The organism is Elusimicrobiaceae bacterium, assembly GCA_017528825.1.
Taxonomy (GTDB): domain Bacteria; phylum Elusimicrobiota; class Elusimicrobia; order Elusimicrobiales; family Elusimicrobiaceae; genus Avelusimicrobium.
The window spans coordinates 1-16,252 of the sequence record JAFXOI010000036.1 but is presented as its reverse complement, the minus strand read 5'-3'; the positions used below and the strand labels follow the sequence as shown (position 1 = coordinate 16,252).

The 16,252-nt window shown below is 39.8% G+C and carries 14 protein-coding genes; all 14 read left to right on the top strand.

Annotated features, from left to right (window positions below):
• Nucleotides 1-13 precede the first annotated feature (13 nt).
• The 14 genes from IKN49_06670 to IKN49_06605 all read left to right on the top strand — a co-directional run bounded on the left by IKN49_06670 (nt 14) and on the right by IKN49_06605 (nt 16,116).
• A complete protein-coding gene (locus tag IKN49_06670; protein ID MBR3632719.1) occupies nt 14-1,222 on the top strand; it encodes a glycosyltransferase family 4 protein in 1,209 nt (402 codons plus the stop codon).
• Nucleotides 1,219-2,313, top strand: coding sequence for a glycosyltransferase (locus tag IKN49_06665; GenBank protein ID MBR3632718.1), 1,095 nt, complete (start codon nt 1,219-1,221; stop codon nt 2,311-2,313). The genes IKN49_06670 and IKN49_06665 overlap by 4 nt, the downstream gene beginning before the upstream one ends.
• A 2-nt stretch (nt 2,314-2,315) precedes the next feature.
• Entirely contained in the window at nt 2,316-3,461 is a 1,146-nt protein-coding gene (locus IKN49_06660) for an EpsG family protein (GenBank protein ID MBR3632717.1), read from the top strand.
• A 1-nt stretch (nt 3,462) separates the two neighbouring features.
• On the top strand, nt 3,463-4,407 hold the full coding sequence (locus tag IKN49_06655) for a glycosyltransferase family 9 protein (protein ID MBR3632716.1): 945 nt from the start codon (nt 3,463-3,465) through the stop codon (nt 4,405-4,407).
• Nucleotides 4,408-5,428: 1,021 nt separating this feature from the next.
• Nucleotides 5,429-6,412, top strand: coding sequence for a glycosyltransferase (locus IKN49_06650; protein MBR3632715.1), 984 nt, complete (start codon nt 5,429-5,431; stop codon nt 6,410-6,412).
• 24 nt (nt 6,413-6,436) lie between these two features.
• On the top strand, nt 6,437-7,951 hold the full coding sequence (locus IKN49_06645; GenBank protein MBR3632714.1) for an oligosaccharide flippase family protein: 1,515 nt from the start codon (nt 6,437-6,439) through the stop codon (nt 7,949-7,951).
• 99 nt (nt 7,952-8,050) lie between these two features.
• Nucleotides 8,051-9,208, top strand: a complete 1,158-nt coding sequence (locus IKN49_06640; protein ID MBR3632713.1) for a hypothetical protein — start codon at nt 8,051-8,053, stop codon at nt 9,206-9,208.
• Nucleotides 9,192-10,577 (top strand): hypothetical protein, encoded by a 1,386-nt coding sequence (locus IKN49_06635; GenBank protein ID MBR3632712.1) that lies wholly within the window; start codon nt 9,192-9,194, stop codon nt 10,575-10,577. Before IKN49_06640 ends, IKN49_06635 begins: the two co-directional genes overlap by 17 nt.
• The gene (locus tag IKN49_06630) at nt 10,567-11,601 is read left to right on the top strand and encodes an acyltransferase (GenBank protein ID MBR3632711.1); all 1,035 of its coding nucleotides are present in this window, start codon (nt 10,567-10,569) and stop codon (nt 11,599-11,601) included. Before IKN49_06635 ends, IKN49_06630 begins: the two co-directional genes overlap by 11 nt.
• Before the next feature lie 99 nt (nt 11,602-11,700).
• Nucleotides 11,701-12,747 carry a polysaccharide biosynthesis protein gene (locus tag IKN49_06625; protein MBR3632710.1) on the top strand — a complete coding sequence of 349 codons (1,047 nt, stop codon included), beginning with the start codon at nt 11,701-11,703 and terminating at the stop codon, nt 12,745-12,747.
• Complete coding sequence (locus IKN49_06620; protein MBR3632709.1) at nt 12,744-13,946, top strand: NAD-dependent epimerase/dehydratase family protein; 1,203 nt, start codon at nt 12,744-12,746, stop codon at nt 13,944-13,946. The genes IKN49_06625 and IKN49_06620 overlap by 4 nt, the downstream gene beginning before the upstream one ends.
• Nucleotides 13,943-14,458: a hypothetical protein gene (locus IKN49_06615; GenBank protein MBR3632708.1), complete on the top strand. Its 516-nt coding sequence runs from the start codon at nt 13,943-13,945 to the stop codon at nt 14,456-14,458. The genes IKN49_06620 and IKN49_06615 overlap by 4 nt, the downstream gene beginning before the upstream one ends.
• A gap of 8 nt (nt 14,459-14,466) precedes the next feature.
• Entirely contained in the window at nt 14,467-15,627 is a 1,161-nt protein-coding gene (gene wecB / locus IKN49_06610; protein MBR3632707.1) for a UDP-N-acetylglucosamine 2-epimerase (non-hydrolyzing), read from the top strand.
• Nucleotides 15,628-15,639: 12 nt separating this feature from the next.
• Nucleotides 15,640-16,116: a hypothetical protein gene (locus tag IKN49_06605; protein ID MBR3632706.1), complete on the top strand. Its 477-nt coding sequence runs from the start codon at nt 15,640-15,642 to the stop codon at nt 16,114-16,116.
• Nucleotides 16,117-16,252 lie beyond the last annotated feature (136 nt).

The following is a 16,252-nucleotide window of genomic DNA, read 5'->3' as shown; positions in this document are numbered from 1 at the left end:
ATATAATTAAAATATGCATATTTTTGTCGTGAGTCAATGTTTTTATCCGGATAATTATCATATCAATCAAATCGTGCAAGATTTGGTGGCAAGAGGCCATCAAATTACCGTACTAACCGGAAAACCAGACTATACCACCGGCCGCGTGCCAGCGGAATATAAGGGATTTAAAAAATATCACGACTCTTTAGGCAAAGTAGAGGTGTGGCGTGTGCCCATTTATGCGCGTAGAAAGGGAGCCCTGAACCGGTTTATTAACTATTTGTCTTTTATGGTCAATGGCTCGGTGCTGGCGCTACTAAAAAAATGGGAAAACTTTGATGTAATTTATGTATGGGGTGCCTCGCCGATTACGATGGCCATACCGGCCATTTGGCTTAAAAAGCGGTACCATAAACCGTTGTTTTTCTATTGTTTAGATCTATGGCCGGAAAGTATGAAGGCCTTTCATGTGTCGGAAAAAAACCCTATTTTTCAGCTCGTGCGACTGTTTTGTAAGTGGATTTATAAACAATTTGACCAAGTGGCCGTTACGTCTAAACCGTTTATGCAGTATATTGAAACGGTCAACGGGGTGCCCGCATCTAAACAAGTATATTTGCCACAGTATGGGGCTGAATCTTATTTGACGCGTGATTTTACGGCCCAGCAAAATGGGGTAATAGATTTATTATTTGCCGGCAATATCGGCTTTGTGCAAGATATTGACAAAATTATAGCGGCGGCGGCCTTACTTAAAGACGTGCCGGGTTGGCAAATTCATATTGTGGGGGATGGCTCGGCCAAAGCGCATTTTGAACAAGTTTCGGCCCAAATGGGCCTGACCGAGCGGGTATTATTTCACGGTCGGGTGCCGCTCAACCAAATGGAGCGTTTCTATAAACTGGCAGATGCGTGTTTACTCACATTAGCCGGCAATACCAAAATAGGAGATACCTTGCCGGTTAAAATGCAAGGCTATATGGCCGCCGGCAAACCGGTATTAGCCGCGATTAATGGGGCGGGCAAGGAAGTCATAGAGCAAAGCGGTTGCGGCCTAGTAGTGCCGGCAGGAGATGTGGATGGACTAGCGCGCATTATGCGTCAATTTATTACAGATCCCGTCTTTTATGCGTCATGCGGCGCGCGCGGACGGGAGTATTTTAAACAGCATTTTACCAAAGAAACCCATTTGACCCAATTAGAAACTTATTTTACGCAATTAAGGGCGGTGTATCCATGAAAATATTAATGATTAATTCCGTATGTGGAATTGGCAGTACCGGACGTATTTGTACTGATTTAGCCCAACAACTTGAAAAAGAAGGGCACACCGTTAAAATTGCCTATGGCCGTTTGGAAAAGGTGCCGCCGCAACATCAAAAATATGCTGTTCGTATTGGGAATAATTGGGATGTGAAGTTGCACGGGCTCAAAACGCGCCTATGGGACGGGCATGGTTTTGGCTCGGTCCGCGCTACCCAACAATTTTTGAACTGGGCTGATGACTTTGCACCCGATTTAGTATGGTTACACAATATTCATGGGTATTACATTAATATTGAGTTATTATTTAACTGGCTCAAAGCACATCCCGCTATACAGAAAAAATGGACCTTGCATGATTGTTGGGCATTTACGGGGCATTGTAGTTTTTTTGCCGCTGTCAGATGCGACCAATGGAAAACACATTGCCAAAAATGTCCTCAAACCAAGTATTATCCGGCTACGTGGATAGACAGATGTGCACAGAATTTTGACCGTAAAAAACAGTTGTTTTGCGGTGTGAAAAATATGACTTTACTGACCCCTTCTCAGTGGCTCAAAGACCAAGTCAAACAAAGTTTTTTAAAAGAATATCCAATTGAAGTGCATTATAATACGATAGATACCACCATTTTTAAACCCACTCCCAGTGATTTTAGAGCGCGCTACGGCTTAACCGATAAGAAAATTATTTTAGGGGTGGCCAATATGTGGGAACCGCGAAAAGGACTGGAAGATTTTATTGCGCTTTCTGCCCAATTGCCGGATACGTACCGCATTGTACTGGTGGGAGTAAATAAAAGCCAAAAAAGGCGCTTGCCCGCCAAGAATTGTATTGGCATTGCACGCACCAATAGCCCACAGGAATTAGCGGCCATTTACAGCGCGGCCGATATTTTCTTTAACCCGAGTAAAGAGGAAACGTTTGGGATGACTACGCTGGAAGCCATCTCTTGCGGAACGCAAGCGGTAGTATATAGTGGTACGGCATGTGAAGAAATTGCCCACAAATATGGAGGGGGAGTGGTGCAAAATTACCAAGAATTTTTGGATAAATATATTCACTAATTATGTATATCTATTTAGTTTTATTTTTATGTGTATTACTGGGTGCTCTGTCGGAAATGTTATTCCCAAAATCCATTTCCAAAGCATGGGGTATCTTGTTTGCACTGCTGGCTGCTGCTTTTGTACTACGCTATGGGCAAGGAACGGATTATTTCGGTTATCAATTTATTTACGATCATATGGATTCGTGGCGGGAGTTAACCTCTTATGCCGGATCTGGCATACACTCGGAAGTGGGGTGGAAAATATTATGTATTATCGGTAATAAGCTGGGGCTTTCGTTTGTCTCTTTTACCATATGTTTATCTTTATTTGAATCTTTTTTATTGTACCGCTTCATTAAACTTTTTTGTCCGTATAAACTCTTTGCTCTGTTTTTACTGTTCCCTACCTTTTATTTAACTTATTTATGTTCAGCATTGCGGCAGGGGCTTATGTTAGTGCTCTTTTTGGGTTGGCTATTGCCGTTGTTATTACAAGGGAAAACATGGAAGTATTTACTGGGTTGTTTGGTGTGCGTGTCCATTCATAAAGTGTCTATGGTACTGCTCGCGGCACCGCTTGTATTACAAGTTCCACAACTCAAGACATTACATGGTTTGGTGATTGCATCTTTCGCGGCGGGTGTGTTTATTGCATTTAGCGGATTGGGGGCCGTCCTCCTGCCTTTTATGCCCGGTGAGGCGGTTGGGTATTATGACCCCAAAGAAGTACTTTCTTTCCCCGTTATAGAGCGCATTTTGACTTATTTTATCGTGGCTATTATGTTCCATTGGTATCGCAAAAGCCGCCCCGAAGAAGATTATACCGATTTAATCAATTGTCTCAAATTATATGCCTTTGGTACCATTTTGTATGGTTTTTTGTGCTGGATTAAACTGCTTTCTTCCCGGGCGGGGTATCCCTTTAAGGTATTAGAAATCGTGCTAATATGTAATATGCTTTCTCAAAAGAATATTCGTTTGATTTTATGCGCGTATTTACTTCCGTTTGGAACGCTGATGTATTTTAAGAATATGGATAGTTATTTGGAGCAGGGAGAATACTCTCTCTCTGTCAATGCAGTCAATTTTCCGTATGTGAGTATATTTAATCAGCGGCAGATTTTTTGGTATAGAGACATAAATATGAATTTAATGGATGAGTAAAATGGAAGCCCCTAAAAAGATACTTTTATGTTTGGTCGGTGATAAAGTGGGCGACAGCATAGTAGCCAGCTTTATGCCGCGCGAACTAAAAAAATTATTTCCGCAGGTCCAAGTAACCGTCATGAGTACTGCAAGTCCAGATTTGTGGCAACATAATCCCCATGTGGATCAAATTTTGGCGATTCCATATGGCAAAGGAAGATGGAAAAAAATATTTCAATTGTTACCCCAACTGCGGAAAGAGCATTATGATCTGTTAATTGCCACAGGACATAGTCTCAAACGAAAAATCTGTTTTTATTTGATAAGAGCCAAGCAGACCATTTGCGTGGATAGCTGTGCCCCACAACAGGTGCATTATAGCCAACGTTTTGAAGGGGTATTTCGGCGGTTGGGAGCTACTCATATAGACAGCCGCTATGAATTGCATATGCCGGATACCGATAAACAGGCCGTGTTCTCTTTTATGCAAACTCAACATTTGGTTGGGGGACGATTTTTAGTATTTAATCCGATTGGCGCAGATGCTTTCCGTTGCCTATCTATTCCAAAAATTAGTGAGATTTGTACGTCTTTACAGCAAGTCTTACCGGCTGATTTCCCTATTGTATTATTAGATTATAAACATCAGTACGATTGTTTACAAAATCAGTGTATTTTATATAGAGGAAATTCTTTATTGCGGACGGCGGCCCTTATTGAGCAAGCCGGCTATGTGCTTACCGTAGATACCGGGATTGCCCATATCGCAGATGCGTTTGAAAAGCAAATGACGGTGTTGTTTTCCCTACAACCATTTCCAACGGCGGAAGCGGCGCGTGCGCACTTGGGCCGTTGGACGCCACGTACTGCGGGAACGGGGGTGGTGTGTACTAGACAACAAATGAATGACATTAATTCCCAATATATAGTTAATGGTGTGCAGAATCTTATTTCCAAGAGATAATTTTATGGTATTGAGAAAAGAGATGAAAATAAAAAAAATTTTGTTTTGTACAATTGGTGCTGGCATAGGAGATACGGTGGTAATTAGTTTTGTGCCTCGTGAATTAAAACATTTATTTCCAACAGCACACCTAACAATGGTGAGTACTGCTCCAAGTCAAATGTGGCAACATAATCCATATATTGACCAGTTTATATCTATGCCTACAAAAACTTTTTTTAGAAAGTTAAAAAGTGTTTATTTAGGATTAGTGTTTTGGTTGAAGAGATATGATATAGTCATTGCAATAGGTGCCGATAAGCAAAATAAATTTTTTAGATTTCTGAGTCCGAAAAAATTATTGATTCTTGCTTTAGAAAAAACTAATGAAGAGCAAGAAATTGTTTTTTTACAGCACGGAAAGATGATTCACAAGGAAGTTGTTTCTGGACATACCAGTAATATGATGAAACAAGTTCTGATATTTTTAGGATTATCTTCTCCTAATATTAAGTATGAATTGTTTTTTGCTAATGGGAAACAAACTGCAGTCGAAGAATTTTTAAGACGCTATCATTTAATAAATACGCAATTTTTGATTTTCAATCCTATTGGATCTACTGAGTCTAGAACTGTAAGTAAAAATCAAATAAAATTAATTCTTGAGAGCTGTGGTAGAATTTTGCCGAAATCTTGTTCAATTATTCTATTAGATTACAAAAATCAATATCAACAAATGGATCCTTTATGTATTAGGTATGTAAGTAATAATATTATGGATACGGCAAAATTAATTTCTTGTTCTGCAGGAGTGCTATCTGTAGATACGGGGACCGTACATTTGGCAGATTTATATAATAAACCGATTATTGAATTATGTACCTTAAATTATAGACCCGGTTTTGCATGTACAGCGAGAGGATTAGAACATTGGAAGCCTGTATTTTCTAAAACACAACGATTGATTGGAAAAACATCTGTGAATGATATTTTAATTGATGACATTGCTCATGCTGTTTCTCAATGGTGGAAAAATCTTGAAATGCCCAGTTCTATAGAACAAGAAATACTTCCTTTAATTTCTGTTATTGTGCCAGTATATAAAACGGAACAATATTTACCGCAATGTATAGAGAGTATTTTGGCACAAACTTATAAAAACTTAGAAATTATCTTAATTGATGATGGGTCCCCAGATAATTGCGGGGCAATTTGTGATAAATATGCCGCACAAGATAAGCGTATTGTGGTGATACATAAAGAAAATGGTGGGGTATCTTCTGCGCGCAATGCAGGGCTAAAAATAGCCAAAGGGGAATATATCGGCTTTGTGGATAGTGATGATTACATTGCGCCGGATATGTATGAATATTTGTATGGGTTAATTGCACGTGAAGATGCAGATGTGTCCATGTGTAATTTGTATCAAGAGATAAATCAACAATGGATAGAATTTCCACAGGTAAATACAGAGAACATGATCTTAACTGACTATCATGTTTTTGAATTAAAAAATTGGAGTTTTATATGGACTAAATTATATCGTCATTCTGTGCTAAAAAATAGTTATTTTAATGAAATACTGAGTTTGGGAGAAGACGAATATTTTTTATTCCAAATTTTTAAGGAATCTTATCGTACTATTGTAGTAGGTAATCAGCCTAAATATTTCTATAGATGTGTTTCTAGCGGAGCTATTCATTCCTTTAAAAAGAATCATTTGAACTATTTGGCAATTGAACAGCAATTTTTGTGTTTTTCTTTACAACATCAACTCATAATGTTTTATAACAAGATTTACTATTCTTGTTTGGTTTTTGTAAGTGCATGGATGGGGTGGCTATCCTTAGAAGAAAACCCAGATAAAGAGTCTGTACAAATATTACAGTCATATTGTCGGTGTAATTTATGGGGATTATTAAAACATAAAGATATCAAGTTTTCAAAAAAATGCTTTTTACTTGTAGCGTGCATTAATTTTAATGTGGCTAGTAAACTAGCAAAAAAACTATATTCAAAAAAATAGTAGCGAATTTCACCGGATTAATCTATGAATCAACGCAAAGCAGGGGTCATTTTATCGTATATCAGCACAGGAGTCAGTAGTATAGTGGCACTCGTGTACGTGCCTATGCTGCTGCATTATCTGACGCGTGAACAATACGGTATCTATCAGTTAATGGGCTCCTTGATTGCGTATTTGAGCGTTATGGATTTTGGCCTTTCTAATACCACTACGCGCTATCTCTCGCAGGCCTATACCCAACAAGACACTCACCGTGTTCAGCACATTATTAGCAGTTCTTTTGCCTTGTATTTAGCCATTACCGGTTGCTTGTTACTGCTAGGTTTTGTATTTTATGGATGTATTGGCCCTATTTATAAAAGCACCTTATCCGTTGCCGATTTAAGCGTAGCTAAACAAGTATTTTTGGTAATGTTATTTAATATTGCCCTTACCATACCGGCTAATATTTTTAAATCTGCCATTAATGCACAAGAGCGCTTTGTTTTTTTACGCGGGATTAACTTAATACAAATTATTATTCAACCGCTGATGGTGTGGGCGGTGCTGGCTTGGAAAGCGTCTGTACTCAATTTAGTGTTGACGCAAACAGCCGTCAATATGCTGGTCATATTTTTAAACTATTTCTATTGTAAAAAAAGTTTACACATATCTTTCTCTGTTTCCTTTCGCGATAAGCCGCTATTAAAGGAATTGTTAGGATTTTCTTTCTTTATCTTTTTACATTGTATTGTAGATCAGGTGTATTGGCGCTTAGCTCCGCTTATTTTGGGGGCGGTATCAGGCGCGGCGGCGGTAGCCAGCTATACGATTGCCCTGCAAGTGGCATTATTTGCTATTTTCTTACCTACCAATATGAGCGGTGTATTTTTGCCCAAGCTGTCCGCACTGGCCACGCGGATAGAAAATTTGCCGGAAATTAATGCTATTTTCTGTCGATTGGGAAGACTACAGTTTATGTGTATGATGCTGCTGGTGGTTGGGTTTGCTTTTGTCGGACAAACATTTATACAGCTGTGGGTGGGCCCGGAATATAGTATTTGTTACTGGATAACGCTTATCTTGATTGTATCGTATATTTTGGATGTCACGCAGAGTATTGGAATCCCTATTTTGCAAGCTATGAAAAAACATGCCTTTCGGGCATATGTGTATATAGCGATGGCGCTCTTAAATACGCTCTTATGCTTCCCGCTAGCAATATACTTTGGAGAGATAGGGGGTGCCCTTTCCACAGGGATTTGTCTCACAATTGGATCGGGCTTTGTCATGAACTGGTACTATGTGCGGGTCGGCCTAAATATGAAACAATTTTTTAAAGAAATAGGGCGCATCAGCCTAGCGATTCTGGGGGCTATTATATGTATAAAAGGTGTGTTTGTAGGGGCCCCTATACAGCCTACTTGGTTTAGTTTTCTATGGCATGGAGTAGCGGTAACCTGCATTTATTTGGCGTGTTTATGGTCAGGGTGCTTGAATGATTATGAAAAACAATTAGTTGTAGGTCCTATACAGAAAATCATAAGGCATCATTATTAACTAGTGTATGAAAAACTTAATCTGTAATAGAAAATTGTCGTATTTAGAAAATTAAATTTTAAAAATTTTTATATTGACTTTACAACAATAGGAGTACTTGTGGCACTTTATTATATTACATTTGGAACAATTGAACAGTTTGATGATATGCAATTAGGTGTAATACCTGCGGCTAATCAAAAGATTGATTATGTGATTAATAAATTGAATGACCTTCAAAAAAATTTTCATGTCATTTCATTAGCGAAAACAGAAAGAAAATACATGCGGTTTTATAAAGGAAAAACAGTATCATGTACTCCACATGGAAAATATACTGTTTGGAATACTTTCGGAAATCCTAATTTAGTATTTCGTATTATCCATAGAGTCTATCGTTTGTACCAGTTATATCGTTTTTTATCTTCCTTGTCTTCTGAAGATGTTGTAATAGTCTATCATTCATTGTTTTACGCAGAACTGGTATATAAACTACATAAGAAAAAGAAGTTCAAACTGATTTTGGAGGTAGAAGAGGTTTATCAAGATATTGTTAAGTGTAGTAAAAGAACTGCGTTATACGAAAATAAAATAATCCAATCTGCTGATGGATATATATTGGTTGCAGATACACTAATATCAAAAATTCCAAATGATAAACCGTATATTATTTTTAATGGTACATATCACGCTGAACCAGTTATTGACGCTCCTGCCGAAGATGGAAAAATCCATTGTGTTTATGCCGGAAATTGCAGCCCAATTCAAGGATGTGCATCTGCGGCTGTATCAAGCGCCGAATTTCTGCCATCCAATTATCATGTACACATACTGGGAGTAGGTCCTGACAAAGAAATAAAACTTATTAAAGAACAAATAAATAAGATGCAGTCTAAAATAAGCTGTACTTTAACTTTTGATGGATTCAAAACCGGAAAGGATTTCTTACAATTTCTTCAAAGTTGTCATATTGGCTTAAATCCACAGGATCCGGCTGGGTCTTATGTTAACACCTCTTTTCATTCCAAAATATTGGTTTATTTAGCAAATGGTTTGCGGGTTGTGTCTGGTAATATACCTACTGTAAAACAATCTGCTATCGGTGATTTGCTAGCCTATTATGATCATCAAACCCCGCAAGAAATTGCACGAGCTATCATGTCTGTAGATGTAACTAAACCTTATGACAGTCGGGCACGATTGCAACAATTAGATCAAAAATTTCAACAAGATTTAAAACAATTGTTAGAATATTTCACGCATGAGAAAACTAATTAATAAATTACCTGGCGGAACCGGGTTATTGAATAAATGGAGAACTTTCTCCGGTAAAGATAAAATCATTTATACAAATGCCAGTGGTGCATTTTTAGTAAATGGTCTAGCTTTACTGGTGTCTTTCTTTACCATGCCCGCCTATATGCGTTACTTAGACAATCAGCAAATTTTAGGGGTATGGTTTACATTAATTTCCATATTAATATGGATACTGAATTTTGATTTAGGGATTGGCAATGGCCTGCGTAATCATCTGGCGGCAGCTTTGGCTAAAAATGATTGGAAAGCGGCTCAAAAATATATTTCTTCCGCATACCTTGCCTTAGGGATGGTGGTACTTTTATTGGCAATAATTGGATATTTTGGGATCGGTTGGATCCCTTGGAATCAAATTTTTAATATTTCGGAAGATATTATTTCTTCGGTTTTGTTAGTACAGGTGGTACGTTACACTTTTTTAGGTGTTATGTGCTTTTTCTTTCTGCGGATTATTTCTTCTGTAATTTATGCTATGCAAAAATCAGCCTTAAATAGTGTGTTGGGATTGATGACCAATAGTTTACTGTTAGGAGTTGTGTTGTTGGCTCCGATCAAGACGTTGTCTCATAATTTATTGGTGTTATCTATATCCTATGGAATTTGTTTAAATTTGCCTTTGTTGGTAGCTACAATTATCATTTTTTCCTCTTCACTAAAGAATTGTATTCCTCAATGGAAATGCGTGTCCTGGAATGCTGCAAAATCTATTCTGTCTTTAGGTGGCATTTTCTTTCTGTGCCAAATTTTATATATGTGTATTGCAAATACGAATGAGTTTTTTATTACTCAATACACCGGTGCTGCGGATGTAGTGGATTATCAAATTTACAACCGTATATTTTCTCTGGTTAGTGTCTTATTTGCCTTAATTCTTACTCCTATTTGGTCTGTTGTTACTAAGGCTGCCTCCGAACAAGATTATACATGGTTAATAAAACTAAACAAGCGTTTATTAAAACTAGCGGCATTGTTTGGTTTGCTGGAAATTCTTATAATCCCCTTTTTGCCTTTTATCTTAAATATTTGGTTAGGGAAAAAGGCCATATCGGTGCATTATGGATATGCATTTGTTTTTGCTGTTTTTGGCGTCAGTATGTTGTTTCAAAATGTAGTTTCTGTGATTACCAATGGTTTGGGGCGTATGCGTTTGCAGGCAGCTTGTTATGGGGGGGGAATAATCATAAAAATTATGATGATTCATGTAGGTATTTACTATTGGCATAGCTGGATACTAGTGGTATTGGCTAATGCATTGATTTTAATTCCGTATATTATTATCCAAAATCGTGCAAATACCATAGCGTTACAAAGAGGCATTCATGTCAACTAACAGAAACCAGTTTTTAGATGTGCTAAAAGGAATTCTTATTCTTTGTGTGGTTTTTGGGCATACTATACAATATGGGAGTGGAAATATTTTTTTGCAATCGGAATTATATTGGGAACATCCTCTCATGCGATTGATTTATAGTGTACATATGCCTCTATTTATGGGAATTGCGGGTTACCTGTGTTATTTTAGTTTAACAAAATATTCATATCTGGTGTATATTAAAAGACGTTGGCTTAAATTATTACCTCCTATTTTGTTGTGGAGTGTGATAGGGTTGGGATGGGATAATTATCAGCAGCACACCTGTTGGAGCCTTTATCAAACTATATATCAAGTGCTAACAACTTTTTGGTTTTTGTGGGCTATTCTTATTTGTAGTACGTTGGTATCGGTTTGCGAGCAAATCAAAAATAGCTGGCTCAAATGGGGGATATACGTAGGACTTCTTGTCGTTTTTGGGTGTACGCCGGATATATTATGGTGGAATGCTCATAAATTTATGTTTACGTGTTTTGTGAGTGGATTTTATGTGGCTAAATACCAAAAAAAGGTAGGGTTAACCCATGAAAAAGGAATCATTTCTTGTATTTTATGGATAGTTTCTCTAGCTTTATTTCACAAAGAAATGTATATTTACACTTCTGGTTTTAGTGTTATTTTTACAGGGTTTCCGCATTTTTATGAACAAATTCTGATAGATTTTTTCCGATATATTTCAGCCGCATTGGGATCTGTTAGTATATTATACATTTGTAATATAAGTATCAAAATATTACAAATACACAAACGATTGACTCGCTTACCTGTTGCGTTTCTTTCTTATTGTGGAAAACATTCTCTGGCTATTTATGTTTTGTCTACCTACCAGATTGTTTATATATTGCCGTATGCTACCAAAGAAGTGTCTCCCAATTTACTTTTTAATATTATAGAGACTTTAATTGTTGTTGGAATATGTTTAGTGGTGCAATACCTTACAAGTAAAAGTAAATTACTGTCTCGATGTATTATTGGTGAATAATCATGAAATAAGCATTAAGATTCATGGTGATAAATCCTCCAAACTACCTCCTAAAAAGCTATAATTTATAAAGGGACTTTAACGTCCTAAGGAGTTTTTATGTCTTCATTTGCCAATGCCATTTTAATGATTACCGGAGGAACCGGCTCCTTCGGAAATACCGTTTTGAAACATTTTTTGACCAGTGATATTGGTCAAATACGCATTTTCTCACGGGATGAGAAAAAGCAAGATGATATGCGCCATGACTTGCAGGTACGTTTTCCCGACCATGCCAAAAAGGTCAAATTTTATTTGGGGGACGTGCGTAACGCCCAAGCGATTAAAGACGCCATGCAAGGCGTAGATTATGTGTTTCATGCCGCCGCCTTAAAGCAGGTGCCATCGTGTGAATTTTTCCCAATGGAAGCAGTGCGCACCAATGTCATGGGTACGGATAATATGTTGCATGCCGCCATTGAGGCCAAAGTAAAACGGGTGGTCTGCCTTTCTACCGATAAAGCCGCCTATCCGATTAACGCCATGGGCATTTCCAAAGCCATGATGGAGCGGGTGGTGTATGCCAATGCCCGCGTAGCGGCAGAACAAGGCCATACCACCATTTGTTGCACCCGTTATGGCAATGTGATGTGTAGCCGCGGCAGTGTGATTCCCTTGTTCATAGACCAAATCAAAGCCGGGCAACCCATTACTATTACGGATCCGAATATGACGCGGTTTTTGATGAATTTGGATGAAGCGGTCAAACTGGTAGAATTTGCTTTTGAGCATGCCAACCCCGGCGATTTATTTATTCAAAAGGCAGATGCTTCTACGATAGCGGACCTGGCCAAAGCGGTACAACAACTCTTTGGCGACACCGGCACACACATTATTGGCACACGTCATGGGGAAAAATTATTTGAAACGTTAATGACGCGCGAAGAACGCTTGCGCAGTGAAGATATGGGGCAATACTTCCGCGTGGCCACCGATAGCCGCGATTTAAATTATGATAAATTTGTGGTGCAAGGCCAAGTCAAAACCATGGCGGATGAAGCCTATACGTCTCATAACACGAATCGTTTAGATGTAGCCGGCACGGTGCAAAAGCTGCTCACGACCGACTATGTCCAACAAGAATTAAAACAGGTACAAAACGCATGAAAATCTTAATCACGGGAGCAAATGGTTTTGTCGGGAGGAACTTGGTAGCTAATTTGCGGGCTATTCAAGCAGGTAAAAATCGTACTGTTCCCGTGCAAATAGACCAAATTTTTACATTTGATTTGGATACTCCGTCTGCTCAATTAGAAGTATTTTGCCAGCAGGCAGATTTTGTATTTCATTTAGCCGGCGTCAACCGCCCTACCGATTCGGCTGACTATATGAAAGGCAATTTTGGCTTTACCTCTACTTTACTCAGCACGCTGCAAAAATATCATAATACTTGCCCGGTGATGCTGGCCTCTTCCATACAGGCCTCTTTGCAAGGACGATATGCCGATTCTGAATATGGCAAGTCCAAGCTGGCGGGGGAAGAACTCTTTTTTACTTATGCCCGTCAAACCGGGGCGAGCGTATATGTGTACCGCTTTGCCAATTTATTTGGTAAATGGTGCCGCCCTAATTACAATTCCGCCGTGGCAACGTTTTGTTACAATATCGCGCGCGGACTGCCCATACAAGTCAATGACCGGAGCACCGCTTTGGAACTGTTGTATATTGATGATTTGTTGACGGAAATGTATGCCGCTTTGCAAGGCAAACCGCACCGTTGCACCTATGACAGTTTAGAGCCGGTGGCGAGTCAAACCGGGCCCTATTGTTATGTGCCTGTTACGCATCATACGACGTTAGGGGAAGTGGTAGATTTATTACATAGCTTTGCCGCACAAGCGCAGAGCTTGCTGGTGCCAAATATTCCGTCCGGCTCTTTGGCACAGAAATTATATGCCACGTATGTTTCGTATTTACCGCAAGAGAAAGTGGTCGTGCCGCTCACGCCCCATACAGATGAGCGGGGGAGCTTTACCGAGCTACTCAAAACAATAGGTGGGGGGCAATTTTCGGTCAATATATCCAAACCCGGCATTACCAAAGGCAACCATTGGCATAACAGTAAATGGGAGTTTTTTATCGTAGTATCGGGCAAAGCACGTATTGAACAACGCAAACTGGATACGAATGAAGTGTGGACATTTGAGGTATCTGGGGACGCACCCCAAGCGGTGCATATGTTGCCCGGTTATACGCATAATATTATCAATGTCAGCCAAACCGAAAATTTAATTACGCTGATGTGGGCCAGTGAAACATTTAACCCACAACAGCCCGATACCTTTGCCGAGCAGGTGAAAGCATGAACACATTAGTTTTAATCGGGGCCGGCGGCTATGCCAAAACATTGGCCGATTTGGTCCGCCAAACCCGCGCTTATGAAAAAGTCATTTTTTTAGATGACAACCCAAATGCCGCGCATACCGCCGGTGTTTGTGCGGACTATGTCAAATTTATAGGCCCAAATACCGCTTTTTATCCGGCATTTGGCAACAATGAAGTACGTCTGAAATGGTTGCATACCCTGCAAAATCAAGGGCTTGAAATTCCGGTTTTTATTCATCCTACGGCTTATGTAAGCCCGACGGTAAAACTAGAAGCCGGTGTAGTAGTGTTGCCACTGGCAGTAGTTAATACCGACTGTTATGTGAGTAGCGGATGTATTATTAATTGCGGGGCCATTGTAGATCATGATTGTATAATAGAAGAGGGCGTACATCTGTGCGCCGGTGCGGTGGTAAAAGCAGAAAATCGTTTACCGGCCGGTCTAAAAGTAGAGGCAGGAGAAGTGATTTTGAACCGCGTTTATCCGCGATAAGGAGCCATATGGTACATTTCAAAAATAATGGAAAATTGAAATTATTAATCATAGTCGGTACCCGGCCGGAAATTATCCGCTTGTCGGAAGTAATTAAAAAATGCCGCCACTATTTTGATGTGTTACTAGCGCATACCGGGCAAAACTATGATTATAATTTAAACGGTATCTTCTTTAAAGATTTACAACTACAGGAGCCGGAAGTCTACTTGGAAGCGGTGGGCCAAAATTTAGGCCAAACCATGGGCAATATTATTGCCAAGTCCTATGAGCTGATGGAGCAAACCCGTCCGGATGCGGTGCTGGTGCTGGGAGATACAAACAGTTGTCTGTCGGTGATTGGGGCCAAACGCTTGCATATTCCTATTTTTCATATGGAAGCCGGTAACCGCTGTAAAGATGAGTGCCTGCCGGAAGAAACCAATAGACGTTTGGTGGATATTATCAGTGATGTCAATTTGTGCTATAGTGAGCATGCGCGGCGTTATTTGATAGAAAATGGCCTACCCAAAGAACGCACCTATGTAACGGGCAGCCCAATGGCAGAGGTCTTGCGGGCCAATTTACCGTTTATTGAGAAAAGTGATATTTTGCAACGTCTAGGGTTGCAAAAAGGCCGCTACATTTTACTCTCTGCTCACCGAGAAGAAAACCTAGATAATCAAGCCAATTTCAAGTCGCTTTTTACCGCGATTAATCAACTGGCTGAAAAATATGATATGCCGGTGCTTTATTCGTGTCATCCGCGCAGTAAAAAACGCTTGCAAGAAAGCGGATTTGCTTTAGACAAGCGCGTTATTGCCCATGAGCCGCTGGGATTTCACGATTATAATTGCTTGCAAATTAATGCCTTTGCGGTGGTGTCCGATAGCGGTACTTTGCCGGAGGAGAGCAGCTTTTATATCTCTATCGGCAAACCCTTTCCGGCCATTTGTATCCGCACTTCTACCGAGAGGCCCGAAGCCTTGGAAAAAGGATGTTTCGTGCTGGCTGGCATAGACCATACTTCTTTGTTGCAGGCAGTAGAGCTGGCGGTGATGATGCGTCAGCAGGCACAAGATGGCGTGCCGGTGCCTGATTACGTAGAAGAGAACGTATCTGACAAAGTGGTCAAACTGATTCAAAGTTACACCGGAGTAGTCAATAAAATGGTGTGGCGCAAAAAATAAGAAGGATTTTATATGAAACAATTTACAACAACTCTCATGCTATTTCTCCTGTTGGGGGCGACCGTATATATTTATCAGACACACTTGTCTAAACCTGCATCCGCACCGAATGTTACAGCTCCCCAATCAACTGATGCTACAGGGGCTGACCAAACTAATTCACTCACCAAAACGACCTCTCCACAAGCACCAAGTACACGGGACGCTATGGTGAACAGTTCGGTGGATACTATAGATGCGGATGACGAACAAGTAGCTCGCGCTGAAAAACTGCTAAATGCTCCCCAAGAGGATACGGACACCGCCGCACGCGCCGAAAAATTGGAAACGGTGGATCGGGCAGAAAAATTGATTGGGGTAGAACGTGAACCGCTTGATCATAAATTTATTGCTGAGGATGCTTTGTTTCAATTCAAAACTACTCATCAACAGGCCATCCAAAACGTACGGGAAACCAAAGAAATACTAAGTCCTTCTGCACCACGCTAATCTATGAACTATTTTAGGTATATATGTTTATTGGTAGGGTTATTATGTCCGGCACTATGGGCCGGGCAGCCGGTGCGTTGGTTTGCAACGGAAGAAGTAACCTATGATGATAATATTTACCTAAAAGATAAAAAAT

Coding starts and splice junctions, on each gene's coding strand:
- IKN49_06615 (MBR3632708.1), top strand. CDS start 13,943: ATGAACACATTAGTTTTAATCGGGGCCGGCGGCTATGCCAAAACATTG.
- IKN49_06665 (MBR3632718.1), top strand. CDS start 1,219: ATGAAAATATTAATGATTAATTCCGTATGTGGAATTGGCAGTACCGGA.
- IKN49_06625 (MBR3632710.1), top strand. CDS start 11,701: ATGTCTTCATTTGCCAATGCCATTTTAATGATTACCGGAGGAACCGGC.
- IKN49_06650 (MBR3632715.1), top strand. CDS start 5,429: ATGCCCAGTTCTATAGAACAAGAAATACTTCCTTTAATTTCTGTTATT.
- IKN49_06670 (MBR3632719.1), top strand. CDS start 14: ATGCATATTTTTGTCGTGAGTCAATGTTTTTATCCGGATAATTATCAT.
- IKN49_06630 (MBR3632711.1), top strand. CDS start 10,567: ATGTCAACTAACAGAAACCAGTTTTTAGATGTGCTAAAAGGAATTCTT.
- IKN49_06635 (MBR3632712.1), top strand. CDS start 9,192: ATGAGAAAACTAATTAATAAATTACCTGGCGGAACCGGGTTATTGAAT.
- IKN49_06605 (MBR3632706.1), top strand. CDS start 15,640: ATGAAACAATTTACAACAACTCTCATGCTATTTCTCCTGTTGGGGGCG.
- IKN49_06620 (MBR3632709.1), top strand. CDS start 12,744: ATGAAAATCTTAATCACGGGAGCAAATGGTTTTGTCGGGAGGAACTTG.
- IKN49_06655 (MBR3632716.1), top strand. CDS start 3,463: ATGGAAGCCCCTAAAAAGATACTTTTATGTTTGGTCGGTGATAAAGTG.
- IKN49_06660 (MBR3632717.1), top strand. CDS start 2,316: ATGTATATCTATTTAGTTTTATTTTTATGTGTATTACTGGGTGCTCTG.
- wecB (MBR3632707.1), top strand. CDS start 14,467: ATGGTACATTTCAAAAATAATGGAAAATTGAAATTATTAATCATAGTC.
- IKN49_06645 (MBR3632714.1), top strand. CDS start 6,437: ATGAATCAACGCAAAGCAGGGGTCATTTTATCGTATATCAGCACAGGA.